We start from the raw sequence: 25572 nt of genomic DNA, 5'->3' as shown, positions 1-25572 counted from the left end.
GGGACCCGGCGGGAATCCCGGGGGTGCTGCCGGCAACCGCTCAGCGCGTGCGGCGCAGCCAGGCCGCGGTGTCCGGCGGCAGCGCCCCGTCGGCCAGGGGACCGCTGGTCAGCAGCACCCCGTCGTGCTCCGGCAGGGCCACCGGCTCGGCGGACAGGTTGAGCACGCAGGCGAAGTCGTCGCCCCGGGCGAACGCGACCACCCCCGGACCGAGGTCCAGCCACTCCATCGGCCCGTCGCCCAGCGCCCGCTCGGCGTGCCGCAGCCCGAGCACGTTCCGGTAGTGCGCCAGCATCGAGTCCGGGTCCCCGGTCTGCGCGGCCACCGACAGCGACCCCCAGTGCGCCGGCCGCGGCAGCCACGTCGCGCCGTCGTCGCCCCACGGGATCGGCACGCGGCAGCCGTCCCGACCGCGGTCGGTGTGGCCCGAGCGCTCCCACACCGGGTCCTCCCGCAGCTCGTCCGGCAGGTCGTCGACCTCCTCCAGGCCCAGCTCCTCGCCCTGGTAGACGTAGACGCAGCCGGGCAGCGCGGTGGTCAGCATGATCGCCGCCCGCGCCCGCTTCGCGCCCAGCTCCAGGTCGGTCGGGGTGAGGTGCTGGCGGCGGCCGAAGTCGAACGAGGTGTCCGCGCGGCCCATCCGCGACACGTGCCGGGTCACGTCGTGGTTGGACAGCACCCAGGTGGGCGGCGCGCCCACCGGCGCGTGCGCGGCCAGCGTCGCGTCGATCACCCGGCGCAGCTCGGTCGGGTCCCACGGGCAGCACAGGAAGTCGAAGTTGAAGGCCGAGTGCAGCTCGTCCTGCCGCAGGTAGAGGGCGAACCGCGCCGGGTCCGGCAGCCACATCTCCCCCACGAACACCCGGTCGTCCGGGTACTCGTCCAGCACCCGCCGCCAGGAGCGGTAGATCTCGTGCACGCCGTCCTGGTCGGAGTACGGGGTCTCGGCGTCCGGCCGGGAGAAGTCCTTGACCAGGCCGTCGGCCACGTCGATGCGGAAGCCGTCGATGCCGCGGTCCAGCCAGAACCGCAGGATCGACTCGAACTCGGCCCGGACCTCGGGGTTGGTCCAGTTCAGGTCCGGCTGCTCGGGGCTGTAGAGGTGGAGGTACCAGCTCTTGCCGTCGGGGGTGCGGCTCCACGCCGGCCCGCCGAAGCGGGACCGCCAGTCGTTCGGCGGCTCGTCGCCCTCGTGGAACCAGAACCGGTCGCGGCCCCGGCCCGCCAGGGCCTCCTGGAACCACGGGTGCCGGTCGGAGCAGTGGTTGGGGACGATGTCGATGATCACCCGCAGGCCCACGGCGTGGGCCTCGCCGATCAGCTTCTCCGCCTCGACGAGCGTGCCGAACACCGGTTCGATGTCGCGGTAGTCGGCGACGTCGTAGCCGCCGTCGGCCATCGGGGAGGGGTACCACGGGCTGAGCCAGATCGCGTCCACACCCAGCTCGGCGAGGTGGGGGAGCTTCTGGCGGAGTCCCGCCAGGTCCCCGACCCCGTCGCCGTTGCCGTCGGCGAAGCTGCGCGGGTACACCTGGTAGATGGCCGCACCTCGCCACCAGTTCATGTGGATCCCTCCCTCGGTGATGGGCCCCCGGGTGACGGGGTCCCTTCGGTACTGGCAGGCCCCGCGTGGGTGTCGGCCGGCCCGCACGGGTGCGGGACCGGCCTCACGCGGGCGTCGGGTCGGCCTGGCACGGGTGTCCGGGTCACCCCTTCACGCTGCCCGCGGTGAGACCCGCGAGCACGTGCCGCTGGAACACCAGGAACAGACCGATCATCGGCAGGCTGGAGAGCACGAGCCCCGCCAGCAGCAGGTTGACCGGGGTGTCGGGGGCGAAGCGCTGGAGCGCCACGCTGAGCGTCTGCCGCGTCGGGTCCGAGAACACCAGCAGCGGCCAGATGAAGTCCTTCCACGCGGCCACCACGGCGAAGATGGACACGACCGCCAGGATCGGCCTGGACAGCGGCAGCACGACCCGCCACAGCATGGTGAGCTGGTTCGCGCCGTCGATCCGGGCCGCCTCCAGCACCTCCACCGGCAGCTGGTCGAAGAACCGCTTGAGCAGGAACACCGTGAAGGCGTTCGCCGCGCCCAGCAGCCACAGCGCGGCCGGGTTGTTGAGCAGGCCCAGGTCGGCGATGGTCATGTAGGTGGGGACCAGCAGCACCGCGGCGGGCATCATCAGGGTCACCAGCATCGCGCCGAGGATTCCCCGGCCCAGCACCGGCTTGAGCCGGGACAGCGCGTAGGCGGCGGGCACGTCCACGGCGAGCTGCACCGCCCACACGCCCACCGCGACCACGACCGTGTTCCAGAAGTAGGCGCCCAGGTCCATCAGGTCCCACGCCTCCGCGTAGGTGCCCGGGGTCCAGGTGTCCGGCAGCACGGTCGGTGGCACGCGGGCCAGCTCGACGGCCGGTTTCATGGCGGAGACGACGACCCAGAGCAGGGGCACGACGAAGACCGCGGTGAGCACGACCGTGGTGACGACGAGGGCGATGGTGTAGCCGGTGCGCGACCGCCCCGGCGCGATGAGCGTCCTCACGCGTCCGCCTTCCGCGTCACCCGCAGGTACAGCGCGGTGAACGCGCCGAGCACCAGCAGCAGCAACAGGCTCAGGGCACTCGCGGTGCCGAAGTCGTTGTAGTAGAAGGCGTAGCGGTAGAGCAGGAGCAGGACGGTGACGGTGGAGTCGTCGGGGCCGCCGCTGGTCATCACGTAGGGCTCGGTGAACACCTGCATGGTCGCGACGACCTGGAGCAGGAGCAGCACCAGCAGCACGAAGCGGGTCTGCGGGACGGTGACGTGCCACAGCCTGCGCAGCACGCCCGCGCCGTCCAGCTCGGCCGCCTCGTACAGGTCGCCCGGGATGCTCTGGAGGGCGGCCAGGTAGACGAGCGTGGCGGTGCCCAGGTTCGCCCAGGTCGCCACGATCACCAGGGACAGCATCGAGGTGTCGGAGCTGTCCAGCCACGACAGGCCCTCCAGCCCGAGCCCGCGCAACGCGGTGTTGAGCAGGCCCGGACCGGGGTCGTACATCCACTTCCAGATCAGCGCGGCGACCACGGGCGGCAGCATCACCGGCAGGTACACGACCAGCCGGAAGTACGCCTTGAAGTGCCGGAGCTCGTTGAGCACCACCGCGAGCAGGAACGGCACGACGAAGCCGAAGACCAGCGCCAGCGCGGTGAACAGCAGGGTGTTGCGCCACGCCGTGGCGAACAGGGGGTCGGCGAAGAGGCGTTCGAAGTTCTCCCAGCCGACCCAGACGGGGTCGTTGACGAAGTCGACCTGCTGGAAGCCCAGCACGGCCCCGCGCGCGATCGGGTACCAGGAGAACACCGCGAAGCAGACCAGGGCGGCGGCCAGGAACCCGTACGCGGTCAGGTTCTCCGCGACGCGGCGGCGCATCACTTGACCTGCGAGAGGACGTTGTTCACCTTGGCCTCGGCGTCCGCCAGCAGCTGGTCGACGTCCGCGTCGGACTTGGTGAGCACGGCCTGCATGACGTTGTCGAGCACCGCGTAGACCTGCTGGGCGTTCGGCGGCTCGATGAGGCCCTCGGGCTTGACGTCCACGTAGGACTGGAAGTTCTCGACCGGGACGGTGGCCATGCTCTTCTTGAGCTGGTCCTGCTTGGCGGCGATGTCGCCGGTCCAGATGTCGGCGGCCGGCGGGACCGGCAGGCCGATGGGCTGGCCCTGGTCCTTGTAGCGCTGGAGGTTCTTCTCGATGCGGTCCGGGTTGAGGTACTTCCAGGCCACCCACTTGAGGCCGGCGCGGATCTTCTCCGGCGACGCCTTGGGGTTGACCATGTAGCCCTCGCCGCCGATGAGCGTGCCCTCGCCCTCGGGGATGGCGGTCAGGCCGTAGTCGGCGTAGTCGCCGTCGAACTGGTTGACCAGGGTGGGGACGTTGTCCGGCGCGGCGATGTACATGCCGAGCTGGCCGGCGCCCATCATCTGCTGGACGTCCTCGATGACCAGCAGCTGCTTCTCACCCATGCTGTTGTCGGTCCAGCGCATGTCCCTGAGGTGGTTCAGGACTTCCTTCCCCCGGTCGTTGTTGAAGTCCGCGACCCACTTGCCGCCGTCCTGGCGGGCGATGCGGCCGCCCACGGAGTACATCCAGGCGGTGAAGTGCCAGCCGCCCTGGTTGTCGCGGCTGTACTCGGCGAAGCCGACCTCGTTGCCGGGCAGGTCCGCGATCTTCTTGGCGGCCTGCCGGACGTCGTCCCAGGTCTTCGGCGGCTGGTCGGGGTCCAGGCCGGCCTGGGTGAACAGCTTGCGGCTGTAGACCAGGCCCATGGAGTAGTTGGCGGTGGGGACGCCGTAGACCTTGCCGTCCGCGCTGAACACGTCGCGGAGCTCCTGGCGGATCGCGCCGTAGTTCGGCACGTCCTCGACGTACTCGGTGATGTCGGCCGCCTGGCGGCGGGCGATGAGGTTCGCCGGGTCGGTGAAGTAGGCGTAGTAGACGTCTTCGAGCTGGCCACCCGCCAGCTTCGCGGAGAACGTCTGGGGGTCCATGAACCCCTCGCGCGGCTCGATGTCGATGTCGGGGTTGGCCGCTTCGAACTCCGCGACGTCCTCGTCGAAGACCTTGCGGTCGAACGCCTGGGTCTGCGGTGGCTGGCCGTTGACGACGAGCGTGACCTTGCCGTTGGAGGCCCCCTGGTCGTCGCCCTGGGAACAGGCCGTGGCTGCGGTGAGGCTCAGGCTGCCTGCCAGCAGCAACCCCGCCGCTCTGCGGAGGTTGGGTGAGTTCATGTCGGCGGACCCTCCTCGGGTGTGGTGTGGCGCACACGGTAGGTCTACCTGACACATATCCGCAAGATGTCTACTTCATTCCGCAACTTCGCGACACAGGTTCGTAAGCCTGCTGGCTCGGGTTGACAGCCCCGCTCAAGCGAGAGCGCTCCCATAGAGGTGCGCGCGTCGTCCCGGTACATCTCGGTTCCGCGAGTCGTACGTTCGGGCCGGTCGTGTCGTACGTTCGGGCCCGGTGAGTCGTACGTTCGCGTCGGGCGAGTCGTACGTTCAGGACCGGTGAGTTTCACGGTTGGGGCCGGTGGGGTTCACGGTTGACGTGGGGTGGTCCGAGGTGAGTGGTTGCGCGTTGGGGTGCGCGAGTCGAACGTTCGGGACTGTCGTGTCGAACGTTCGGGAGGGGTGAGTTCTGCACTCGGGTGCGGGAGGGCTGGGCTTGGGTAGCCCTGGGTGCCTGGTTGCGAAGGGTCTCGATGTGACATGGGGCCCTTACGAGTACCGGAGGCAGGCCGCAGCCGGCAGGCACGGCGGGGTAAAGCGTCCCGCCGAGCCTGCCGGCTCCGACCAGCCTATGGCACTCGAACCCATGTCAAATCGGGACCCGTTGCTGGTGGCGGGTCCGATGAGGTGCTGTGGGAGGTGCTGGGGCGCTGGGGGTGCTGGGGGGTGGGTGCCTGGCGTGGTGCTGTCAGCGGGGGGCCGGGGCGGTGGAGGAGCGGACCACCAGTTCTGGTTCGAAGAGGAGTTCTTCGTCGGGGACCGCTGTGCCGGCGATCTGGTTCGCCAGGAGTTCCACGGCTGCGCGGCCCATGGCTTCGATGGGTTGGCGGACGGTGGTCAGCGGGGGTTCGGTGCAGGTCATGAAGGCCGAGTCGTCGTAGCCGACGATCGAGATGTCGTTCGGGACTTTCAGGCCCTGGCGGCGGACTGCCCGGACCGCGCCCAGGGCCAGGGGGTCGGAGGCGCAGACGATGGCGGTGACGCCCTTGTTCAGGAGGCGGGTCGCGGCTGCTTGGCCTCCTTCCAGGGAGAACATGGCGTGTTCTTCGAAGAGTTCCGCGTTGGCGTTCTCGGCGCAGGTGGTGAGGGCGGTCAGCTTGCGGCGGGACGGGACGTGGTCGGTGGGGCCCAGGACGGCGCCGATGCGGGTGTGGCCCAGGGCCAGGAGGTGGCCGAACGCCTGTTCCACGGCTACCGCGTCGTCGCAGGAGACCCTGGGGAAACCGAGGTCGTCTATGGCGGCGTTCATGAGCACGGCCGGGAGCTTGCGGCGGGTCATCTGGCGGTAGTGGTCGTGGGAGGCGTCCGCCTGGGCGTACTGGCCGCCGGCGAAGACGACGCCGGAGACGTGCTGTTCCAGGAGCAGTTCCAGGTAGTCCGCCTCGGAGACGCCGCCGGCGGTCCTGGTGCACAGGACCGGGGTGAAGCCGCGCTGGGCCAGGGCGTTGCCGACCACGTCGGCGAAGGCGGGGAAGATCGGGTTCTGGAGCTCCGGCAGGACCAGGCCGACCAGGCGGGCCCGTTCGCCGCGCAGCTGCGTGGGGCGCTCGTACCCCAGCACGTCCAGCGCGGTGAGCACGGCCGACCTGGTGGCGTCGGAGACGCCGGGCTTGCCGTTGAGCACGCGGCTGACGGTCGCCTCGCTCACTCCTACTTTCGCGGCCACTTCTGCCAACCGACGTTGCGTCATGTAGCAACTATAGGGCAGGATTTACGCTTGGCTTGCGGTGGTTTGCGCGCGTTTGCGAGACCGGCGGTTTTGCCGCCCCACCGGGGCCCGCTGGGGTACAACTCCACTGTGAAGCGGTGGGTGGTGGCCTTGGCGGTGTTCGGGGTGGCGGGCTGCGGCACGCCGGTGGCGGGCCGGGCGGTGCCGGGCGAGCTCCCCGCCGCGCCGGACACGGGGGTCGTGCGCTGGGTGAACAACTTCTGCGCGGTGGCCGATTACATGATCGCTTCGGGCGGTGTCCAGTTCGACCCGCCCACCGGGGACCCGGCGCAGGCCAAGAAGGCCGTCAGCGAGTCGCTGGGGCGGGTGGTGGACGTGTTGAACGTCGTCCTGCACGACCTCGACGAGCTGACGCCCGCGCCCGAGCCCGCCGCCGACACGGCGGTCGAGGTCATCCGCGAGCCGCTGGGGCGGGCGCGTGACGAGTTCGCCAAGGCCAAGTCGACCGTGGACGGGGCGCCCGAGCTGACCGTCGAGGTGTACTCCTCCGCCATCCAGGACATGACCGAGGCCGTCGCGGTGATGAACGACGCGGTCGAGAAGATGGGTGTCGTCTCGCTCCCCGACGACTACCGGGACGCCGCCGGGCACGCGGAGAACTGCGCTTGAACCGCACATGTGCGGTCTGATCGCGGGGTGACCGCAAATCTGGGGGCGGTGCCCCCATGTGCGGCCGGTTCGGCGCGTGCCACCTTGAGCAGCGTGTTCTCGTCCGCCGTAGACCGGCCCCCCACCGCCTGGTGGCAGAGCGGCGTCCGCGAGAACCCCCACGAACCGGTCGCCCCTCGCGGGCGGCCCTCATGGGCCGCGTTCGTGGAACGCGCCTCCGCGACCGCGGCCCGTGCAGACTTCCCCGGCGGGAGCTGGGACGAGGCGTTCGCGTTCGCCCTGCGCCCGCTGGTGCGCGCCGCGGTGGCCCGCGACCGGCGGCTGGGCGCCGACTTCGCCCGGTCGCTGGGCGGGCGGCTCGCCCGGATCGCCGCCCGGACCCTCGTGCTGGAGCTGAACCTGGAGCGGGTCGCCGGCCGGCTCGCCGGCGACACGCCGCAGGCCCGGTTCGCCGCCTTCGTCGGCCAGGTGGACCTGACCGCCCTGTTCGCCAAGTACCCGGTGCTCGCGCGGCTGCTCGGGCAAGCCTGCCTGCACGCGGTCGAGGCGCACACCGAGCTGCTGGACCGCTTCACCGAGGACCGCCACGAGATCGTCCGCGCGCTGCTGGACGGCCGCGACCCGGGTGCGGTCGCGCACGTGGAGGTCGGCCGGGGCGACCCGCACGCGCGGGGCCGGTCGGTGGCCGTGCTGACCTTCGCCGACGGGCGCCGCGTCGTCTACAAGCCCAGGTCGGTGGCGCTGCACCGGGAGTTCGTCGACCTGCTGGCGTGGTTCGACGGGCACGCCGGGGTGGGGCTGCGGCTGCCGCGCGTGGTGACGCGGTCCGGGCACGGGTGGCTGGAGTTCGTCGAGCACGCGCCGTGCGCGGACGTCGCCGAGGTGGGCCGGTTCTACCACCGGCTGGGCGCGCTGACCGCCCTGCTCTACGTCGTCGACAGCACCGACATGCACTACGAGAACCTGATCGCGGCCGGTGACCAGCCGGTGCTGGTGGACGTGGAGACGCTGTTCCACCCCGAGACCGGCGTGCCGGCGGACCCGGCGGTGCGGTCGCTGGCCCGGTCCGTGCACCGCACCGCCGTGCTGCCGCTGGTGCTGCTGGGCGAGCACGGCGCGCTGGACGTGGGCGGCGTCGGCGGCGACCGCGGCTTCCCCGTCGACGGCGTGGCCTGGCTGCACGCCGGCACCGACCGGATGCGGCTGGTGCGCAGGCCCACCCCCCTGGCGCCCGCGCACAACCGGCCCGTGCTCGACGGCGTGGAGGCCGAGCCCGCCGACTACCTGGGCGCGCTGCTGGCCGGGTTCCGGATCGGCTACGACGCGCTCTGCGACCACCGCGACGAGCTGCTGGGCGCGCTGGGCCGCTTCGCGGACCTGCCGGTGCGGTTCGTGCCCAGGATGACCAACCTGTACGCGACGCTGCTGGACGAGTCGACCCACCCGGACGCGCTGCGCGGCGCGGACGACCGGGAGGACGTGCTGCGGCTGCTGTGGGACGACTCGGCCGACTCGGACGTGCTGCGGGCGCTCGTGCCGCACGAGGTGACCGACCTGTGGGCGGGCGACGTGCCGCTGTTCACCACCCGGCCGGACAGCCGGGACGCGTGGAGCGCGCGGGGCGAGCGGCTGCCCGGCCTGCTGCCGGTGTCCGGCCTGGACGCGGTGGTGGCCAAGGTCTCGGCCCTGGACGAGGTCGACAAGCACCACCAGCAGTGGCTGATCACCGCCGCGCTGGCGGGCCGGCCGCGCCCCGTGGAGCACCGCACCGGGCAGGTGCTGCCGGCCCCGCTGGAGGCGGGCGTGCCGGACCCGCAGCGGCTGCTGGTGGCCGCGTGCGGGGTCGCCGACGAGGTGCTGGCGCACGCCGCCACGGCCCCCGGCCGGGTGAACTGGGTCGGCCTGGAGCTGGTCGACGACCGGCACTGGGCGGTGTCGGCCATGGGCGCGGGCCTGTCCAACGGCTACACCGGCGTCGCGCTGTTCCTGGCGCAGCTGGGCCGGCTCACCGGCGCCGACCGCTACCTGGAGTTCGCCCGCGAGGCGCTCACCCCGGTCCCGGCCCTGCTCGACGCGTTCGCCCGGGACGACGAGCTGGCGGTCACCGTGGGCAGCGGCGCGTTCCACGGCCTGGGCGGCATCTGCTACGCCCTGGCCCGGCTGGCGAACCTGCTGGACGACGCGGAGATCACCGGCTGGCTGCGCACCGCGCTGGAGGTGGCGGCGGGGGTCGAGGCCGGCGGCGAGGACCCCGCCAACCTGGTCGAGGGCTGGGCCGGCGGCCTGGGCGCGATGATGGCGGTGCGGGCCGAGAGCGGCCTGGTCGCGGCCGACGCGCTGGCCCGCGCCTACGCCGACCGGCTGCTCACCGCCACGCCGGGCGGCGACGGCTTCGCCCGCGGCCGGGCGGGTGTCGGCTGGGCGCTGCTGCGCTACGCGCGGGTCAGCCGCGAGCAGCGGTACGGTGTGGCCGGGCGGGCGAACCTGCGTGCCGACCAGGCGCTCAAGCAGCGGCTGCTCGACGTGGCGGAGGCCGACCACAGCTGGTGCTCCGGCCTGGCCGGCGCCGTGCTGGCGCACGCCGCGCACCCCGACCAGCCGGTCGACACCCACACCCTGCACCTCGACCGGTGCCTGAACGCCCTGGCGGTGCACGACCCCTTGCGAGACCTGAGCCTGTGCCACGGCGAACTGGGCGTGGTCGAGGCGCTGACCGTGCTCGCCGAACGCGGGCACGCCCTGGCCTCGGCCATGCAGACCCGGCGCGCCGGCCTGGTCCTCGGCGCCCTGGACCAGTACGGGGCCCGCTGCGGCACCCCGGGCGGCGTGTCGTCGGCCGGGCTGCTGACCGGCCTCTCGGGCATCGGGTACGGCCTGCTCCGCCTCGGATTCCCCGGGCAGGTGCCTTCCGTGCTCCTGCTCGACACCCCGCACCACCCCGACCCACACGAGGAGAACACCCGATGAGCAACGCCGGCCACGACGCGGTCACCACCTGGGACGAGGCCCAGGACGGCGACCACCCCGCCGGGGACATGGCGCTGTCCCGCAAGAGCCGGGTCGGTGGCCGCGCCCGGGCCCTGGCCGGCATGGCCCTCGCCGTCGGCGCCTACGCGGTGGTCACCGCGAGCGCCGCCAGCGGGACCGTGAGCGCACCCGTCATCAACGGGTAGCCCGTCCCGCCGGACCGCCGAACTGCCCGCCCACACTGGGGGTGCGGGCAGTTTGGCGTGCGGTAGTTCGGCTTGGCTAAGGTTCGCCCCATGCACAACCGCGCGCCGGTCGTGGTCGGCCGCGACGAAGAACTCCGGGTACTCGAACGGGTACTGTCCGACGCGGTCGACGGCCGGGGCCGCACCGTGTTCCTCGTCGGGGAGCCGGGCATCGGCAAGACCCGGCTGGCGCGCTTCGCCGCCGGCGCCGCGTTCGACCGCGGGATGCGGGTGCTGCGGGGCCGCGGCAGCACGATCGGCCCGATCGTGCCGTTCCGGCCGCTGGCCGAGGCGCTGATGTCGCTGCTGCGCGCCGGTGACGGCCCCGACCTGCGCGAACTCGGCCCGTACCAGGCGGTGCTGGGCCGGCTCGTGCCGGAGTGGGGCGTCGAGGAGCAGCCGCGGCAGGGGCACTCCGTGGTGGTGCTCGCCGAGGCGGTGCTGCGGCTGCTGGCCCTGGTCGGCCGGGACCGGCCGTGCCTGGTGGTGCTGGAGGACCTGCACGACGCGGACGCGGAGACGCTGGCGGTCGTCGACTACCTGGCCGACAACCTCGACGAGGTGCCCGCCGCGCTGCTGGTGACCGCCCGCGCGGACCCCGGGCCGACGCTGGACGTGGTGCGCCTGGCCGCCCAGCGGGAGGCGGGCGCGCTGCTGGAGCTGCGCCGGTTGGACGAGCCGCGGGTGCGCCGACTGGCCGCGCTGTGCCTGGAGGTGGCCGACGACGAGGTGCCCGGCGAGGCCGTGGACCGGCTGTGGGCGGACAGCGCGGGCAACCCGTTCATCGTCGAGGAGATCCTCCACGGCCTGGTCAACAGCGGTCAGCTGGTGCGCGGCCCGGCCGGGTGGCAGGTGCTGGGCGAGCTGCGCGTCGACGTGCCGACCGCGCTGGTGCGGGCGATCGCGCACCGCACAGACCGGCTCGGCCCGCAGGGGCGCGAGCTGCTGTCGACGGCCGCGGTGCTGGGCCACCGGTTCCCGCTGTCGGTGCTGCGCCGGGTGACCGGCATGGACGACCGGGGGATGCTGGCCCACCTGCACGCGGGCGTCGCCGCGCAGCTGGTGACGCCGGACGAGCCGGTGCCCGACTGGTACGCGTTCCGGCACCCGCTGACCGCCGAGGCGCTGCTGGCCCAGCTGCCGCCGCCGCACCGGGCCGAGCTGAGCCGCCGCACCGCCGACGCCGTGCGGGAGCTGCACCCCGACCTGCCCGGCGAGTGGTGCGCGCTGGTGGCGTCGCTGCGGTTGGACGCGGGGCAGCACGCGGAGGCGGGCGTGCTGCTGGCCGAGGCGGGCCGGCGGGCGCTGGACGACGGCGCGGCCGGGTCGGCGGTGCGGTTGCTCGACCACGCGCACCGGCTGCTGGCCAGCCAGGTGGACGTGGAGATCCGGGCCGACGTGCTGGACTCGCTGCTGCCCGCGCTGGGCGAGGCGGGCCGGTTCGAACGGGCGTTCGCGCTGGTGGACGCGCTGGCCGAGCTGAGCGCGGCGGGCCTGCCGCGGGTGCGCCGGGCCGAGCTGCACACCAAGCTCGCCCAGGTGGCCAACACCGCGGGCCGGTGGACCGAGAGCGCGGTGCACGTGGACACGGCGCGCGCGCTGCTCGGCCCGGAGCCCGACGACGAGCACCTGGCGCGGCTCGACGCGGTGGCGGCCCTGATGACGCTGCACCTGAAGGTGCCGGACCGGATCGCGACGGCCGAGTTCCTGGCCCGGCGCGCGGCCGACGCGGCCAAGCGCGTGCCGCTGCCCGAGGTGGGCTGCGAGACGTGGCAGCTGCTGGGCGTGCTGGCGCGCGACCGCGACCTGGGCCTGGCCACCGAGTGCTTCAGCCGGGCGCGCGAGCTGGCCGAGGAGCACGGGCTGATCATCCAGCGGGTGTGGGCGCTGCTGAGGCAGGCGGGCCTGGAGTGGCTGGCCGACGGGTCGGCGACGGGGCTGGTGGAGGTGCACGAGGAGGCGCTGCGGGTCGGCGCGATCAGCCTGGCCTACAACGCGGACTGCATCCTCGGGCTGGACGCCGTGCTGCGCGGGGAGTACGACGGCGCGGCGGAGGAGCTGGCGCGGACCGTCGCGGACACCCGGCGGTTGCAGCTCAAGCACCTGACCCTGTACGGGCTGATGGCGCAGGCCACCGCGGCGGCGCACCAGGGCAGGCGGGCCGAGATGGACGCCGCGATCGAGGCGTTCGACGAGGTCGGCGGGGTCGGCTCGCAGGAGCGGCCGCTGTGCTATGGCCTGGCGCGGGCGTTCTGCGCGCTGCTGGAGGAGGACCGGGCGGCGGCCGAGCGGGACCTGGCGCGGGCGCTGGCCCACGAGGAGGAGACGCCGACCGTCTACCACCTGTCCGGTCGGCACGGGCTCCAGCTGCTGCTCGACGCGCTGTCCGGGCGGCTCGACCAGGACGCCTACCGCGCGGCGACGCGGCCCGCGGCGGCCGGGATGCGCTGGAACCGGGTGTTCGGGCAGCTCGCGCTGGCGGTGCTGGCGGGTCGCGCGGGGCGGGAGGCCGAGGCCGCGCAGGCGGTGCGGGCGGCCCGGGACGCGGCGTCGATCTACCCGCTGGCCCGGCACCTGGGCCTGCGGCTGGTGGCGGAGGCGGCGGTGGCGGACGGCTGGGGCGAGCCGGTGGCGTGGCTGCGGCCGACCGAGGAGTTCTTCCACCAGGCCGGGCACGCGGCGGTGGCCGGCGCGTGCCGCGCGCTGCTGCGGCAGGCCGGGGCCACCGTGCCGCAGCGGCGGACCGGGTCGGACCAGGTGCCGGGGGAGCTGCGGGAGCGGGGCGTGACGGTGCGCGAGTTCGAGGTGTTCCGGCTGCTCGCGGGGCGGCTGGGGAACAAGGCGATCGCGACCAGGCTGCACATCTCGCCGCGCACGGTGGAGAAGCACGTGGCGAGCCTGATCACCAAGACCGGTCGGTCCGACCGGGAGGAGCTCAGCGCGTTCGCGGCGGCGCTGGGACCCGCCGTCCGGCCCTGGTGGGGTCCCGACGGGGTCCGCTAGACCTGGTGTGGTGAGAATCCTGCTGGTGGTGGCGTTGACCGCGGTCCTCGGTGGCGGGACGGCGCAGGCGTCGCCCCCGACGCCGCCGGATACGACGCACGGGCCGTGCGGCTACACGAGGACGCCGGACGAGCCCGCCGCCCGGCCGGTCCCCCTGCCGCCCGACCCGCGGCGCACGCCGGACCGCGGCCACCCCGGGGTGCTGCTGAAGACGAACCGGGGTCCGGTGCCGGTGGTGCTGGACCGGGCGCAGGCGCCCTGCACGGTGCAGAGCTTCCTGCACCTGGTGCGCAGGGGCTTCTACGACGCGACCACGTGCCACCGGTTGACGGCGTACCCGACGCTGAAGGTGCTCCAGTGCGGCGACCCGTCGGGCACGGGCGAGGGCGGTCCCGGCTACCGGTACCGGGACGAGCTGCCCACCACGCTGCCGCCGGCGCCGAACGACCCGACCGGCCCGCGGCGGACCTACCCGCGCGGCACGCTGGCCATGGCGAACGCGGGGCCGGACACGAACGGGAGCCAGTTCTTCCTGGTCACGTCGGACTCGGTGCTGCGGCCCGACTACGCGGTGTTCGGCCGGGTGACCGAGGCCGGGCTGGCGACGCTGGACCGGATCGCGGCGGGCGGGGTCGTCGGCGGCGGGGTGGACGGCGCGCCGGCGCTGACCGCGGACGTCGAGCGGGCCCAGCGGTTCCGCTGAGGCGACTCCGCTGGGGCAACCCCGCTGAGGAACTACCGGGCGGGCGCGGTCACCCGGAGGTCGGCGTTCCAGTCGGTGAACCGGTGCAGGGTGCGCTGGAAGACGTTCTCGTCCAGCGTCTTCATCACCTGCTCCACCCTCACCGGCAGGTCGCCGGGCCCCACCCACACCGTCGCCGTCGCGGTGAAGCCCGACTCGTAGGCCGCCATGAGCTGCGCGCGGCGGGTGGTGCCGGTCGTCCGGTCCGCCTGCCGCCGCAGGTCGACGAGCATGGTGTAGCGGTGCGTCGGCACGCCGTCCAGGTCCACGTCGTCCCGCGACACGACCAGGCTGCCCGCCAGCGAGCGCACCACCGCGGCCGGGTCGACCTCGTCCGGCAGGCCGGCCACCGTGGTGTCCGCCCGCACCGGCGCCCGGTCGGCCAGCTCGTGCCGGGTCCAGGCGCCGCCGGGGCCGCGCGACCACCCCGCGTCGGCCAGCACGACCACGTCGGTCGCGGAGTCGGTCAGCGACACCAGCCGGCCCTCGCGGGCGCGCACCAGGTCGCCGTTCAGCCCCACGTCGAGCCCGGACATGGTGGTCTCCGCGTCGAACCGGACCGAGCGCTGCTCGTCGGCGCGTCCCCCGACCAGAGCGACCAGCGCGGCGCTGTCGTCCAGGACCGGGCCCAGCGTCGGTTCCGGCAGGCCGGTCCGCTCCGCGCAGCCCGACAGCACCGCGGCCAGCACGAACGCGACTGCTGCCCTGCGCATGGTCCTCCCCGGGAGCGGTGTGGTCCCGCCATCCTCCCCCACGCGCCCCCGCTCGTGGGCGCGAACCCGCGAAGTGCCTGGACTACCGTCGGCGCCATGCCTCACGTGCTCTCCGTCAACCTCGGTTCCCGCGTCGCGTTCGAGGACTCGGACACCGGCCACACCGGCATCGGCAAGCGCCCCGTCCCCACCCCCGTCGAGGTCCGCGCGCCCGGTCCCCGGGGCGTGGGCGGCAGCGGCCTGGTCGGGGACCACATCTCGGACCTGCGCCACCACGGCGGCGACGACCAGGCGGTGTACGCCTACGCGCGGGAGGACCTGGACGCCTGGGCGGAGGAGCTGGGCCACGAGGTGCCGCCGGGGCTGTTCGGGGAGAACCTGACCACGGTGGGCCTGGACGTGTCCGGCGCGCGGCTGGGCGAGCGCTGGCGGGTGGGCGGGACGCTGCTCCAGGTGACCTACCCGCGCGTGCCGTGCCGGACGTTCGCCCGGGTGATGGAGCGGCGCGGCTGGGTGAAGACCTTCACCCGGCGCGCGCTGCCCGGGGCGTACCTGCGGGTGCTGGAGCCCGGCACGGTCACGGCGGGGGACGAGGTCGTGGTCGAGCACCGGCCCGACCACGACGTCACGATCGCCCACGCGTTCCGCGCGGTGCTGTCCGAGCCCGAGCTGCTGCCCGGCCTGCTGGCGGCGGGCGACGACCTGCCGGACAAGCTGCGGCGCAAGGTCGCGCGGCGGCTGCCCCGCCCCGCCTAGCGGCTCAGGCCAGGGCGGACAGCTTCTCGAACGCCTCCGGCGCCAGCTCGACGCCCGCCGCCGCGGTGTTCTCCTCCAGGTGCGCGAGGGACGAGGTGCCGGGGATCGGCAGCACGACCGGCGACCGGCGCAGCAGCCACGCCAGCGCGAGCTGGGCGGGCGTGGCCCCGTACTCCGCGGCCGCCGCGTCCAGCACGCCGCCGGGGCGGGCGAGGTCGCCGGTCGCCACCGGGAACCACGGGATGAACGCGATGCCGTTCGCCTCGCAGTGCTCCAGCACGTCCTCGTGGCCGCGGTTGGCCAGGTTGTAGAGGTTCTGCACGCTGACGACCGGCACGACGGCCCGCGCGGCGCGGACCTGGTCGACGCCGACCTCGGACAGGCCGATGTGCCGGATCTTGCCCTCGTCCCGCAGCTCGCCCAGCACGCCGAGCTGGTCCTCCAGCGGCACCTCGGGGTCGACGCGGTGCAGCTGGTAGAGGTCGATGCGCTCGACGCCCAGGCGCACCAGGCTGGTCTCCACCGCCTGCCGCAGGTAGGCGGGCCTGCCCAGCGGGACCCACTGGTCCGGGCCGGTCCGCAGCAGGCCGCCCTTGGTGGCGATGACCAGGTCGTCCGCGTACGGGTGCAGCGCCCGTTTGATCAACTCCTCGTTGACGTGCGGGCCGTAGGAGTCCGCGGTGTCGATGAAGGTGGTGCCGAGCTCGACCGCGCGGCGCAGCACGGCGACCGCGTTGTCGCGGTCCGCCGGGTGGCCCCAGATGCCCCGCCCGGTCAACCGCATGGCGCCGAAGCCCAGGCGGTTGACCGTCAGGTCGCCGCCGATCGTGGTGGTGCCGGCCAACTGTGGTGCTCCTCGTCCGTCGGGAACGATCTTCACCTGGCGCAACACCGCGGGGCCGCCCCGTTGTTCCCGGCCCGTGGTCCCCGCCCGCGCGGGACGGGCCCCGGCCACCCGGCCGGGGCCCGCTCCCCTACTCCTTGGTGACCAGCGTGAGCACGTCGTACTTCGCCACCGACTCGCCCTTCTGGTTGACCACGTCGGCGTCCCACCGGACCTCGCCGTAGTCCTGGTCCTCGCGCGGCGTGATCTGCTTGGCGGTCAGCGTCACGGTCAGCTCGTCGCCCGGGAACGTCGGCGTGACGAACCGCAGGTTCTCCAGGCCGTAGTTGGCCAGCACCGGCCCCGGCTCGGGGGAGACGAACAGCCCCGCCGCGAACGACACGACCAGGTAGCCGTGCGCGACCCGGCCGCCGAAGAACGGGTTCGCCGCCGCGGCCTCCTGGTCCAGGTGGGCGTAGAAGGTGTCGCCGGTGAACTCGGCGAAGTGCTCGACGTCCGCCATCGTCACCACGCGCGGCCCGGCGACCACGGAGTCACCGATCCGCAGCTCCCGCAGCGACTTGCGGAACGGGTGCACGTCCGACTCCGTGCGCGGGGCGCCGGTGACCCACTGGTTGGTGACCGCGCCGAGCACCCGCGGGCTCGCCTGCACGGCGGTGCGCTGCATGTGGTGCAGCACGCCGCGCATCCCGCCCATCTCCTCGCCGCCGCCCGCGCGCCCCGGACCGCCGTGGACCAGCGCCGGCAGCGGCGAGCCGTGCCCCGTGGACTCCTTCGCGTCGTCGCGGTCGAGCACCAGCAGGCGGCCGTGCCACGGGGCCACCCCGAGCACCACCTCGCGCGCGAAGTCCAGGTCGTGGGTGACGACCGAGCCGACCAGGCTGCCCGCGCCCCGCGCGGCCAGCTCGACGGCGTGCGCCGCGTCCCGGTAGGGCAGCAGCGTCGACACCGGCCCGAACGCCTCGACCTCGTGCGGTTCGGCGTGGTCGGGGTCCGCCTTGAGCAGCACCGGGGACAGGAACGCGCCGCGCTCGGCGTCGGCGTCCACCACGTCCACGCGGTCGAGCGAGCCGTGCACGATTTCGCCGGCCGCCAGCAGCGCCTTCAGCGACCGCCGCACCTCCTCGCGCTGCTCCAGCCCGGCCAGCGCGCCCATCCGCACGGTCTCGTTCGCGGGGTTGCCGATCACCACCTTCGCCAGCCGCGCGCTCGCCGCCTCCGCCACCGCGTCCAGCAGCCCGGCGGGGACCAGGGCGCGCCGGATCGCGGTGCACTTCTGGCCGGCCTTGGCCGTCATCTCGGCGACCAGCTGCTTGACGAACAGGTCGAACTCGGGCGTGCCCGCGACCGCGTCGGGGCCGAGGATCGAGCAGTTCAGCGAGTCGGCCTCGGCGTTGAACCGCACGCTGTTGCGGACCACGGTCGGGTGGGTGCGCAGCAGCCGGGCCGTCGACGCGGACCCGGTGAAGCCGACCAGGTCCTGCTCGGTGAGGTGGTCGAGCAGGTCGCCCGCGCCGCCCGAGACGAGTTGGAGGGAGCCCTCGGGCAGCAGGCCGGAGCCGAGCATGAGCCCGACGAGCGCCTCCGTGATGTAGGCGGTCTGCGAGGCGGGCTTGACCAGCGAGGGGACCCCGGCGATGAAGGCCGGCGCGAACTTCTCCAGCGGGCCCCACATCGGGAAGTTGAAGGCGTTGATCTGCACGGCCACGCCCCGCAGCGGGGTGGCGATGTGCCTGCCGACGAAGGTGCCGCCCCGGCTCAGCGGCTCGACCGGGCCGTCCACGTAGACCCGGTCGTTGGGCAGCTCGCGCTTGGCCTTGCTCGCGTAGCCGAACAGCACGCCGATGCCGCCGTCCACGTCGATCAGCGAGTCCGTCCTGGTCGCGCCCGAGCGGGCGGACAGCGCGTACAGCTCGTCGCGGTGCTCGCGCAGGTGCGAGGCCAGGGCCTTGAGCAGGGCGGCGCGCTGGTGGAACGTCAGCTCGCGCAGGGCCGGGCCGCCGACGCGCCTGCCGTGGTCCAGGGCCGCCGCCATGTCGATCCCCCGCGACGAGATCCGGGCGATCTCCTCGCCGGTCACCGCGTCGTGCAGGGGCGCGCCCTCGCCGTCGGGGGTGTGCCAGCGTCCGGACACGTAGCTGCGCAGCATGGCCATCGGGTGTTGACCTCCTCGTCGTGCCGGTGGGTGTCCCGGCCTGGGTCGAAGAGTAGAGCCCCCTACTTTCATCGTGACTTGATTAAAGGCCATGCAGTAAGTTCTGCCCTGGCCGCCGCCAGAGTTGAAGGGAGTGTCGATGAGGACACGAGTGGTGGTGAGTGCGGTCGCGCTCGCCCTGAGCGCCCTCGCGGTGCCCGTCGCGCAGCAGGGCGTGGTCGCCGCACCCGCCGCCGACCCCGGTGTGGGCACCATGGCCGTCACCTGGGCCGACGAGTTCAACGGCGCCGCGGGCACGCGGGTCGACGGCTCCAGGTGGAACACGGAGACGGGCAACAACAACGGCAACAACCGCGAGCACCAGTGGTACACGAACTCCGCGAGCAACGCCTCGATGGACGGCCAGGGCAACCTGGTCATCACCGCTCGCAAGGAGAACCCCGGCAACTGGAACTGCTGGTACGGCCGCTGCCAGTACACCTCCGCCCGGATCAACACCGCCGGCAAGTTCACCACCACCTACGGCAAGGTGGAGGCGCGGATGAAGATGCCGCGCGGCAAGGGCATCTGGCCCGCGTTCTGGATGCTCGGCCAGGACATCAACTCCGGCAACCCGTGGCCGGGCAGCGGTGAGATCGACATCATGGAGTTCCTGGGCCACGACCTGGACACGGTCTACGGCACCATCCACGGCCCCGGCTACTCCGGCGCGGGCGGCATCGGCTCGGCGTACAACGGCCCCAACTTCGCCGACGGCTTCCACACCTTCGCCATCGAGTGGTCGCCCAGCGGCATCGCGTGGTCCGTGGACGGGAACGTCTTCCAGCGCCGCACGCCCGCCGACCTCGGCGGCCGGCAGTGGGTGTTCAACAAGCCGTTCTTCATCATCCTCAACCTCGCGGTCGGCGGTGAGTGGCCGGGCTACCCGGACGCCAGCACCACGTTCCCGCAGCAGTTCGTGATCGACTACGTGCGCGTCTCCACCGTCGACGGCAACCCGCCCGCGGGCGGGAACCGGATCACCGGCATCGGCGGCAAGTGCGTGGACGTGGCCGGCGCGAACCCCGCCAACGGCACCGCGGTGCAGCTCTACGACTGCAACGGCAGCGCGGCGCAGCAGTGGACCCGCCAGGGTGAGACCCTCCGCGCCCTGGGCAAGTGCCTGGACGCGGCCTCCGGCGGCACCGCCGACGGCACCCTGGTGCAGCTGTGGGACTGCAACGGCAGCGGGGCCCAGCGGTGGGCCGTCAGCGGGGCCAACGACATCGTGAACATCCAGGCGAACAAGTGCCTGGACGCGCAGAACAACAGCTCCGCCAACGGCACCCGGCTCCACATCTGGACGTGCACCGGGGCCGCCAACCAGAAGTGGAACGTCGCGGCCTGATCGGCGGGCAACCGGTCCCGGGAGCACGTGCCGGGGGCCGGTGACCGATCCGAGCCGGAGCGGCCGGGACCCCCGCGACCGACGACTCTCCCCGTCGGTCGCGGAAGGGCCGCGACCGCCGCCGCGGGCCTCGCCGGTCCGGGGCGGCCGTGGTCGAGGTGGGCACGGGCAGCGGCCCGTGCCCACCTCCTTCGGTCGACACCCGGGGGAATTCCCGCACGTCAGCCCGCGTTGGACCGACCGTGAAGCTCTCGGTGCTGGACCGCTCGCGCACGCGCTCCGGGCAGACCCACGCCGAGGCCCTCCGCGAGACCGTCGGGTTCGCCCGGCAGGTCGAGGCCCTCGGCTACCACCGGTTCTGGGTCTCCGAGCACCACGGCGTCCCCGGCGTGGCGGGCTCCGCCCCCACCGTCCTGGCGGCGGCCGTCGCGGCGGCCACCACGACCATCCGCGCGGGCACCGGCGGCGTGATGCTGCCCAACCACCAGCCCCTCGTGGTCGCCGAGCAGTTCGGCGTGCTGGAGTCCCTGTTCCCGGGGCGGATCGACATGGGCCTGGGCCGGTCGGTCGGCTTCACCGGGGCCGTCCGCGCGGCGCTGGGCCACGACCGGGACGACGCCGACGCCTTCGGCCCGAGGCTCGCCGAGCTGCTCGGCCACTTCACCGACGACCGGCCGGTGCGCGCCTACCCGGCGCCCGGCCTGCGCGTGCGGCCCTTCGTGCTGGCCACCGGCGCCGGGGTGGCCGCCGAGCAGGGCCTGCCGCTGGTGATCGGCTCTTTCCGGGGCGAACGGGCGATGACCGGGGCGATCGACGCCTACCGCGCCGGGTTCCGCCCCTCGGTCTGGGCGTCGGAGCCCTACGTGGTGATCTCCGCGAACGTGGCCGCGGCGGCGACCACCGACGAGGCGTGGCGGCTGCTGGTCCCGGAGGCGTGGGCGATGACCTGGTCGCGGACCAGGGGCGAGTTCCCGCCGCTCAGCACTCCGGAGGAGATCCTCGCGACCCCGATGACCGACCGCGAGCGCGCCCTGTTCGAGCAGTCGCTGGAGGGCCACGTCCACGGCACCCCCACCGAGGTCGGCAAGGCCCTGGAGGCGCTGGTGGAGCGCACCGGCGCGGACGAGGTGCTGGTCACCACCAGCACCCACGACCGGGCGGCGTTGCTGACCTCGTACCGCCTGCTGGCCGAGCTCGACCTCTGACGCCTTCGACGGGGACGTCCCGGCGAGGGTGTGCCAGCGGGCACGCCCCGGCGAGGGTGCCCCGGCGGGGGACTGCCCGGCGAGGACGTCCCGGCCGGCGGTGTTCCCGCCGGCCCTCGTCCCGCTAGTGGTCGCGCTGCTGGTCGGCCAGGAACCGCTCGAACTGGTCCCCGAGCTCGTCCGCGCTCGGCAGCGGCTCGCCCGCCGCCGCCAACAGGTTCTCCGACGCCTCCGCGAAGGCGTCGTACTGCCGCTCCAGGGCCTCGACCACCTGCGCGACCTCGTCCGAGTCCGCGACCTGGCGGGCGATCTCGGCGTCGGTGCGCCGGGTGGCCTCGTGGAGCGCGCCGATCGGCAGGGCCAGCCCGGTCGACTTGGTGATCGAGTCCAGCAGCCCCAGCGCGGCGGTCGGGTAGGTGCTCTGGGACAGGTAGTGCGGCACGTAGGCCGCGAAGCCCATCGCGTCGTGCCCGGCCTGGCCGAGGCGCAGCTCCAGCAGCGCCGACAGGTTGCCCGGCACCTGCACCCGGTTGAACGGCGACTTCTCCACCACCAGCTGCGGCCTGGTCGCGTGCGAGATCACCGAGAGCTTGCGGGTGTGCGGCACCCCCATCGGGATGCCGTGGAAGCTGATGGCCAGCCGCACGCCCCAGCGCTCGACCAGCGACCGCACCGCGGCGACCACGGCCTCCCACCGGCGGTCCGGCTCCGGGCCGTGCATCACCAGGAACGGCGTGCCGACCGCGTCGTGCAGCAGGCGGACCACCAGCTCGGGCGCGGCGTAGTCCTCCCACCGGTCGGTCACGAAGGTCATCGGCGGCCTGCGGGCCCGGTAGTCGATCAGGTCGTCGACGTCGAACCGGGCGATCACCCGGTGCTCGTGCGTCTCCAACAGGTGCTCGACCAGCACCGAACCGGCCGCACCGGCGTCCATGAAGCCGTCGAAGTGGTGCAGCAGCACCGCTCCGGTCAGGTCCGGGACGTCGGAGTCGACTTCGAACAGCTCCTCCGGGTCCAGCGCCACGTCGTGCCTCCCCATGTACTCAGACCAGTCTCCTGAACGTCAACGCCGCCGGACCGCCGGTCATTCCCGACTTCGGCGAACCCGCCGCGCGACCACCCCGGTTCCTTGACCTCCAGTCGGCTCCAGGTCCTAGCGTTCGGCCCATGGACATGGAAACCACCGCGTGGATGTCGCTGTACCACGTGACGAACGCGCAGGACGACCGCCGGCCGTTCTCCGCCGCCACGCTGCGCCGCATCCGGGCCTTCGCGCGGCCGCACCGGACGCGGCTGACCCAGTACCTGGCGTTGAGCGTGGTCATGGCGGTGCTGGCGGTGGTGACGCCCGTCCTCGCGGGCCGGGTGGTGGACGCGATCGTCAGCGGTTCGGCCACCGGGGTGGTCGTCGGGCTGGCCGGCGTGATCGCGGGCATCGCGGTGGTGGAGGCGGCGCTCGGCCTGCTGACGAGGTGGCTGTCCGCGCGCATCGGCGAGGACCTGATCCTGGACCTGCGGACCACGGTCTTCGACCACGTGCAGCGGATGCCCGTCGCGTTCTTCACCCGCACCCGCACCGGGGCGCTGGTGAGCCGGCTCAACAACGACGTGATCGGGGCGCAGCGGGCGTTCAGCGACACGCTCGCCGGCGTGGCGGGCAACCTGGTGATGCTGGTGCTGACGCTGGTGGTCATGATCGGCCTGTCGTGGCAGATCACGCTGCTCGCGCTGGTGCTGCTGCCGGTGTTCGTGGTGCCCGCGCGGCGGATGGGCTCCCGCCTGGCGCGGCTGGAGCGCGAGGCGGCCAACCACAACGCCACCATGAGCACCCAGATGACCGAGCGGTTCTCCGCGCCGGGCGCGACGCTGGTGAAGCTGTTCGGGCGGCCCGCCCACGAGTCGGCCGAGTTCGAGGTGCGGGCGCGGCGGGTGCGCGACATCGGGGTGCGCGCGGCGATGGTGCAGACGGTGTTCCTCACCGCGCTGACCCTGGTCTCCGCGCTGGCGCTGGCCCTGGTCTACGGACTGGGCGGGTTCTACGCGCTGCGCGGTGAGCTGGACCCGGGCTCGGTGGTGGCGCTGGCGCTGCTGCTGACCAGGCTGTACGCCCCGCTGACGGCCCTGGCCAGCGCCCGGGTCGAGGTGATGAGCGCGCTGGTGAGCTTCGAGCGGGTGTTCGAGGTGCTCGACCTGAAGCCGCTGATCACCGAGAAGCCCGGCGCGCGCACCGTGCCGGACGGGCCCGTGTCGGTGGAGTTCGAGGGCGTCCGGTTCGCCTACCCGTCGGCGGACAAGGTCTCCCTGGCGTCGCTGGAGGAGGTCGCGGTGCTCGACACCCGCGGCGGCGTGGAGGTGCTGCACGACATCAGCTTCCGGGCCGAGCCCGGCCAGGTCGTGGCGCTGGTCGGCTCGTCGGGCGCGGGGAAGTCCACGATCGCCTCGCTGCTGCCCCGGCTCTACGACGTGGACGCGGGCGCGGTGCGGCTGGCCGGGGTCGACGTCCGCGACCTGACCACCGACTCGGTGCGCGAGGTGCTGGGCATGGTGACGCAGGACGGCCACCTGTTCCACGAGTCGATCCGGTCGAACCTGCTGCTGGCGCAACCGTCGGCGACCGACGAGGAGCTGGCGGAGGTGCTGCGGCGGGCGCGGCTGGCCGACCTGGTGGCGTCGTTGCCGGACGGGCTGGACACGGTGGTCGGCGAGCGCGGCTACCGGCTGTCGGGCGGTGAGCGGCAGCGGTTGACCATCGCCCGGCTGCTGCTGGCCAAGCCGCGCGTGGTGATCCTGGACGAGGCCACGGCGCACCTGGACTCCACCTCGGAGGCCGCGGTGCAGGCCGCGCTGGGCGAGGCGCTGGCCGGGCGGACCGCGGTGGTCATCGCGCACCGGCTGTCGACCATCCGGGCGGCCGACCTGATCCTGGTGGTGGAGGGCGGCCGGGTGGTGGAGCGCGGCACGCACGTCGAACTGCTCGCGGCGGGCGGCCGGTACGAGGAGCTGTACCGGACCCAGTTCGCCGAGGAGGCCGAGGAGGGGGTCTCGGCCTAGGGGCCGCCGGTCCGCTGGTGGGCGGTGTTCGTGGTGGCCCCGTAGTAGTAGGGCCGCACGCGGTAGGTGGCGGTCTTCTCCTCGGGCAGCGTGATCAACCCGAACGACCGCACGTCCGGGTCGAGCTGCGCGGCCACGGTGAAGTCCGCCGCCCCGGCGGGCCTCACCTCCACCAGGTAGCCCTCCTCCCCCGCCGCTCGATCGGTCCAGGTGAACAGGATTCCGTTGGCGTGCCTGACCTCCGCGCGGAAGTCGGCGGGCGCGGCGTCGGCGGAGCGCACCGGCCGGGTCCCGCTCGGTCCCCGGACGGGCTCGGCCCACCCGTGCCCGTCCGACTCCGGCACCTCGTCGCCCGGCGGCAGGGCCACGTCCGCGGGTTCCGACGCCGGGCCGTGGAACGACCGCACCCGGTAGTGGAAGGAGGTCCGCGGGATCAGGTCCAGGTGCTCGTAGGAGTTCCGGTGGGGCGGGGCGAACTCCAGGGCGGTGTAGGCGCCCCCGGGCTCGTTCGCGTACTCGACGACCTGGCCCGCGGCGCCCGGTTCCGGTCGCCAGCGCAGCGCGACGTCCACGGCGGAGGTCAGCTCGGCCACGAGTTCGGGGGTCGGCCGCGCGGGCCGCTCCTCGGGCCGCTCCCGGCCGCAGGCGGCCAGGAGCAGCACCGGGACCACGAGGAGGGGGACCACGAGGAGGCGCCTCACCTGCGCCAGAACCGGACACCGCTCCACACCACGGTGGCCGGTCCCTGGCCGCTGTTGGTGCGGTACGCGCCGAACTTGTCGTAGAAGCTGCCGCCGGGACTGGCGTAGGTGTGCCGCAGCGACCCGTTGACGTACGTGCGGTGCTCGCCGCCGACCACGTGCACGGTGTTCACCCGCACCGTCGCCCCGACGGTCGCGCCGGTGGCGACCGTCGCGCCGCCGTGCACCGCGTACAGCCGCCCGCCGCGCTCGACCGCGAGCATGAAGAACGGCCCGGCCGCGGACTCGTGGAACGTCTGCTTGAGGCTGACGCGCGTGCCGCCCAGGCTGGTGACGCGGAACGACCCCTCGAACTGGCGGGTGCCGCCGGTGTAGGTGGCGTACCGGCGCTCGGCGCGCTGGTCGCCGCTCGCCGTGGCGCAGGTGAGCCGGAAGGTCAGGTCCGCGACGTCGCCGCACCCGCGTTCCTGCACGGTGAACGAGGGCGAGTACGAGGTCCAGGGACCGGCCTCCACCTGGGCCCGCGCGGTCGGCGCGGCCATCGCCAGCCCGGCGGTGAGCGCGAGCGCGGCCAGGGCCCGGGGCGTCCTGGGCATGGGCACCTCCTTCGACCCCCCGGTTCCGGGGAGTGTCGGGGCGGCGACGCCGGTCACTGTAATTGGTCTGGACGACCCGCAACAAGGATCACCGGGGAG

20 protein-coding genes are annotated in these 25572 nt (G+C 73.5%); 9 read left to right on the top strand and 11 right to left on the bottom strand.

Features of this window, described 5'->3' with window-relative positions; all coding sequences use genetic code 11:
- Positions 1-40: 40 nt before the first annotated feature.
- From ACFP3R_RS04235 to ACFP3R_RS04215, 5 genes are all read right to left on the bottom strand, one after another.
- On the bottom strand, positions 41-1564 hold the full coding sequence (locus ACFP3R_RS04235) for a glycoside hydrolase family 13 protein (RefSeq protein WP_380633030.1): 1524 nt from the start codon (positions 1562-1564) through the stop codon (positions 41-43).
- Between the two features lie 142 nt (positions 1565-1706).
- Complete coding sequence (locus tag ACFP3R_RS04230) at positions 1707-2546, bottom strand: carbohydrate ABC transporter permease (protein ID WP_380633025.1); 840 nt, start codon at positions 2544-2546, stop codon at positions 1707-1709.
- Positions 2543-3412 carry a carbohydrate ABC transporter permease gene (locus ACFP3R_RS04225; RefSeq protein WP_380633023.1) on the bottom strand — a complete coding sequence of 290 codons (870 nt, stop codon included), beginning with the start codon at positions 3410-3412 and terminating at the stop codon, positions 2543-2545. Before ACFP3R_RS04225 ends, ACFP3R_RS04230 begins: the two co-directional genes overlap by 4 nt.
- Positions 3412-4770 (bottom strand): ABC transporter substrate-binding protein, encoded by a 1359-nt coding sequence (locus tag ACFP3R_RS04220; protein ID WP_380633021.1) that lies wholly within the window; start codon positions 4768-4770, stop codon positions 3412-3414. Before ACFP3R_RS04220 ends, ACFP3R_RS04225 begins: the two co-directional genes overlap by 1 nt.
- Positions 4771-5458: 688 nt before the next feature.
- Positions 5459-6460: a LacI family DNA-binding transcriptional regulator gene (locus tag ACFP3R_RS04215; protein ID WP_380633019.1), complete on the bottom strand. Its 1002-nt coding sequence runs from the start codon at positions 6458-6460 to the stop codon at positions 5459-5461.
- Between the two features lie 108 nt (positions 6461-6568).
- On the opposite strand from ACFP3R_RS04215, the gene ACFP3R_RS04210 reads away from it, so the two are divergent.
- The 5 genes from ACFP3R_RS04210 to ACFP3R_RS04190 all read left to right on the top strand — a co-directional run bounded on the left by ACFP3R_RS04210 (position 6569) and on the right by ACFP3R_RS04190 (position 14026).
- Complete coding sequence (locus ACFP3R_RS04210; RefSeq protein ID WP_380633018.1) at positions 6569-7108, top strand: hypothetical protein; 540 nt, start codon at positions 6569-6571, stop codon at positions 7106-7108.
- A 204-nt stretch (positions 7109-7312) separates the two neighbouring features.
- On the top strand, positions 7313-10075 hold the full coding sequence (locus ACFP3R_RS04205; protein WP_380633016.1) for a type 2 lanthipeptide synthetase LanM family protein: 2763 nt from the start codon (positions 7313-7315) through the stop codon (positions 10073-10075).
- Positions 10072-10281 carry a hypothetical protein gene (locus ACFP3R_RS04200; protein WP_380633014.1) on the top strand — a complete coding sequence of 70 codons (210 nt, stop codon included), beginning with the start codon at positions 10072-10074 and terminating at the stop codon, positions 10279-10281. Before ACFP3R_RS04205 ends, ACFP3R_RS04200 begins: the two co-directional genes overlap by 4 nt.
- A gap of 90 nt (positions 10282-10371) precedes the next feature.
- Positions 10372-13323, top strand: coding sequence for an AAA family ATPase (locus ACFP3R_RS04195; RefSeq protein WP_380633012.1), 2952 nt, complete (start codon positions 10372-10374; stop codon positions 13321-13323).
- Between the two features lie 10 nt (positions 13324-13333).
- Positions 13334-14026 carry a peptidylprolyl isomerase gene (locus tag ACFP3R_RS04190; protein WP_380633011.1) on the top strand — a complete coding sequence of 231 codons (693 nt, stop codon included), beginning with the start codon at positions 13334-13336 and terminating at the stop codon, positions 14024-14026.
- A gap of 32 nt (positions 14027-14058) precedes the next feature.
- On the opposite strand, the gene ACFP3R_RS04185 is transcribed toward ACFP3R_RS04190, so the two are convergent.
- The gene (locus tag ACFP3R_RS04185; RefSeq protein WP_380633009.1) at positions 14059-14778 is read right to left on the bottom strand and encodes a LolA-like protein; all 720 of its coding nucleotides are present in this window, start codon (positions 14776-14778) and stop codon (positions 14059-14061) included.
- 96 nt (positions 14779-14874) lie between these two features.
- Here ACFP3R_RS04185 and ACFP3R_RS04180 point away from each other — a divergent pair, with 96 nt between their 5' ends.
- Positions 14875-15534, top strand: a complete 660-nt coding sequence (locus ACFP3R_RS04180; protein WP_380633007.1) for an MOSC domain-containing protein — start codon at positions 14875-14877, stop codon at positions 15532-15534.
- Positions 15535-15538: 4 nt separating this feature from the next.
- On the opposite strand, the gene ACFP3R_RS04175 is transcribed toward ACFP3R_RS04180, so the two are convergent.
- A complete protein-coding gene (locus ACFP3R_RS04175) occupies positions 15539-16378 on the bottom strand; it encodes an aldo/keto reductase (RefSeq protein WP_380633005.1) in 840 nt (279 codons plus the stop codon).
- Between the two features lie 130 nt (positions 16379-16508).
- On the bottom strand, positions 16509-18533 hold the full coding sequence (gene paaZ, locus ACFP3R_RS04170) for a phenylacetic acid degradation bifunctional protein PaaZ (protein ID WP_380633003.1): 2025 nt from the start codon (positions 18531-18533) through the stop codon (positions 16509-16511).
- A 139-nt stretch (positions 18534-18672) separates the two neighbouring features.
- Here paaZ and ACFP3R_RS04165 point away from each other — a divergent pair, with 139 nt between their 5' ends.
- Positions 18673-19920 (top strand): family 16 glycosylhydrolase, encoded by a 1248-nt coding sequence (locus tag ACFP3R_RS04165; RefSeq protein WP_380633001.1) that lies wholly within the window; start codon positions 18673-18675, stop codon positions 19918-19920.
- Positions 19921-20162: 242 nt separating this feature from the next.
- On the top strand, positions 20163-21125 hold the full coding sequence (locus ACFP3R_RS04160; RefSeq protein WP_380632999.1) for an MsnO8 family LLM class oxidoreductase: 963 nt from the start codon (positions 20163-20165) through the stop codon (positions 21123-21125).
- A 124-nt stretch (positions 21126-21249) separates the two neighbouring features.
- Here ACFP3R_RS04160 and ACFP3R_RS04155 read toward each other — a convergent pair whose 3' ends face one another.
- Positions 21250-22149 (bottom strand): proteasome assembly chaperone family protein, encoded by a 900-nt coding sequence (locus ACFP3R_RS04155; protein ID WP_380633361.1) that lies wholly within the window; start codon positions 22147-22149, stop codon positions 21250-21252.
- Between the two features lie 167 nt (positions 22150-22316).
- Here ACFP3R_RS04155 and ACFP3R_RS04150 point away from each other — a divergent pair, with 167 nt between their 5' ends.
- On the top strand, positions 22317-24176 hold the full coding sequence (locus ACFP3R_RS04150) for an ABC transporter ATP-binding protein (RefSeq protein ID WP_380633359.1): 1860 nt from the start codon (positions 22317-22319) through the stop codon (positions 24174-24176).
- Here the strand turns inward: ACFP3R_RS04150 and ACFP3R_RS04145 are convergent.
- Positions 24173-24862: a fibronectin type III domain-containing protein gene (locus ACFP3R_RS04145; protein ID WP_380632997.1), complete on the bottom strand. Its 690-nt coding sequence runs from the start codon at positions 24860-24862 to the stop codon at positions 24173-24175. The genes ACFP3R_RS04150 and ACFP3R_RS04145 overlap by 4 nt on opposite strands.
- A gap of 11 nt (positions 24863-24873) precedes the next feature.
- Complete coding sequence (locus ACFP3R_RS04140; RefSeq protein ID WP_380632996.1) at positions 24874-25473, bottom strand: hypothetical protein; 600 nt, start codon at positions 25471-25473, stop codon at positions 24874-24876.
- Between the last annotated feature and the right edge of the window lie 99 nt (positions 25474-25572).

The organism is Saccharothrix lopnurensis (assembly GCF_042658445.1).
In the GTDB taxonomy this organism is placed as follows: domain Bacteria; phylum Actinomycetota; class Actinomycetes; order Mycobacteriales; family Pseudonocardiaceae; genus Actinosynnema; species Actinosynnema lopnurensis.
Note: the sequence above shows the minus strand (reverse complement) of the source record. Positions and strands in the feature narration are given on the sequence as shown.

Excerpts from the sequence above, each read along its gene's own strand:
- ACFP3R_RS04235 (WP_380633030.1), bottom strand. The coding sequence starts at position 1,564 with ATGAACTGGTGGCGAGGTGCGGCCATCTACCAGGTGTACCCGCGCAGC.
- ACFP3R_RS04225 (WP_380633023.1), bottom strand. The coding sequence starts at position 3,412 with ATGCGCCGCCGCGTCGCGGAGAACCTGACCGCGTACGGGTTCCTGGCC.
- ACFP3R_RS04220 (WP_380633021.1), bottom strand. The coding sequence starts at position 4,770 with ATGAACTCACCCAACCTCCGCAGAGCGGCGGGGTTGCTGCTGGCAGGC.
- ACFP3R_RS04215 (WP_380633019.1), bottom strand. The coding sequence starts at position 6,460 with ATGACGCAACGTCGGTTGGCAGAAGTGGCCGCGAAAGTAGGAGTGAGC.
- ACFP3R_RS04200 (WP_380633014.1), top strand. The coding sequence starts at position 10,072 with ATGAGCAACGCCGGCCACGACGCGGTCACCACCTGGGACGAGGCCCAG.
- ACFP3R_RS04195 (WP_380633012.1), top strand. The coding sequence starts at position 10,372 with ATGCACAACCGCGCGCCGGTCGTGGTCGGCCGCGACGAAGAACTCCGG.
- ACFP3R_RS04185 (WP_380633009.1), bottom strand. The coding sequence starts at position 14,778 with ATGCGCAGGGCAGCAGTCGCGTTCGTGCTGGCCGCGGTGCTGTCGGGC.
- ACFP3R_RS04180 (WP_380633007.1), top strand. The coding sequence starts at position 14,875 with ATGCCTCACGTGCTCTCCGTCAACCTCGGTTCCCGCGTCGCGTTCGAG.
- paaZ (WP_380633003.1), bottom strand. The coding sequence starts at position 18,533 with ATGGCCATGCTGCGCAGCTACGTGTCCGGACGCTGGCACACCCCCGAC.
- ACFP3R_RS04165 (WP_380633001.1), top strand. The coding sequence starts at position 18,673 with ATGAGGACACGAGTGGTGGTGAGTGCGGTCGCGCTCGCCCTGAGCGCC.
- ACFP3R_RS04150 (WP_380633359.1), top strand. The coding sequence starts at position 22,317 with ATGTCGCTGTACCACGTGACGAACGCGCAGGACGACCGCCGGCCGTTC.
- ACFP3R_RS04140 (WP_380632996.1), bottom strand. The coding sequence starts at position 25,473 with ATGCCCAGGACGCCCCGGGCCCTGGCCGCGCTCGCGCTCACCGCCGGG.